General features: G+C 53.7%; 1 protein-coding gene. It reads right to left on the reverse strand.

Annotated elements, in window-relative coordinates:
- Positions 1-7: 7 nt before the first annotated feature.
- Positions 8-1,000 carry an IS30 family transposase gene (locus tag INT21_RS10895; protein WP_193054299.1) on the reverse strand — a complete coding sequence of 331 codons (993 nt, stop codon included), beginning with the start codon at positions 998-1,000 and terminating at the stop codon, positions 8-10.
- Positions 1,001-1,102 lie beyond the last annotated feature (102 nt).

Raw genomic sequence — 1,102 nt, forward strand, 5'->3', positions numbered from 1 at the left:
CCTGAATTCAACTAATAAGTGCAGCACCTGCGGTTTCTAGTGCTCCTGAATATTCTCCTAAAAACACCTGGGCTGGGGTTCGATATCCCAGCCGCTTTCTGGGTCTATCGTTCAGCTTGTGAACAACGCGTCGCAGCTCTGCATTAGTCACCTTCCGGAAGTCTGTACCTTTCGGAAAATACTGCCTGATCAGGCCGTTGGTGTTCTCGTTTGTCCCACGCTGGCCTGAACAGTAAGGATCACAGAAATACACGGAGGCGCTAACCGCTTTTGCGACCGTCTCGTGGTCTGCAAACTCCGAGCCATTGTCTAGCGTGATCGTCTTCACCGCGCCCCGACGAGGCTTAAGTAAACGGACCATGGCTCTCTGCGTTAGTTCTGCCGTTACCTTTGGCAGACGTGCCGCCAACAAGTAGCCACTTCGTCGCTCTACCAACGTCACTATCCCCGCTTGCTTGTGCCCATAAAGCACCGTGTCGCCTTCCCAGTGACCGATGGTGAGGCGTTTTTCGATAGCAGGTGGCCGATGCTCTATCCCCACACGCTTAGGAATCTTGCCTAGTCCTGCACTTTTGGCATGGGCACGATGTTTACTGCGACGCTTGGGCTGGCGGAGGTGTCGCCACAAATCGCCACCCTTGGCCTTATCGTCCCAGATCAGCGAATAGACCCATTGATGACTAACTCCTATCCCCGTCAACGGCGCCATAAAACCGCTAATCTGCTCTGGACTCCACTCTTCTCTAAGCCTGTCAGCTACGGCATTGATCAGGCTAGGGAGTTGCTTTGTCCACTTCCAGGCGGAGCGGCGTCTCTGATCGCTGTAACGCTGCGCTTGTGCGGGTTCATATCCCTTGGCACCCGAATTACGTCTCAGCTCACGGCTCACGGTACTGCTGTGAATGCCAAGCTGTTGAGCAATCTGACGTTGGCTCAATCCTACATCCCTATGGGCAAAAATTTGATATCGTTGTGCCTGGGTCAGTTGTCGGTATCCCATACTCTGCTTCACTTTGGTCGGTAAGGCGGAGAGGGTACCGCTGCTGGCCCTCCTGCCTCTACCGTATGATCCAAAGTGCTGCAGTTATTCTATGAATTCAGG

This window comes from Halomonas sp. 3F2F (assembly GCF_014897805.1).
In the GTDB taxonomy this organism is placed as follows: domain Bacteria; phylum Pseudomonadota; class Gammaproteobacteria; order Pseudomonadales; family Halomonadaceae; genus Vreelandella.

Excerpts from the sequence above, each read along its gene's own strand:
- INT21_RS10895 (WP_193054299.1), bottom strand. The coding sequence starts at position 1,000 with ATGGGATACCGACAACTGACCCAGGCACAACGATATCAAATTTTTGCC.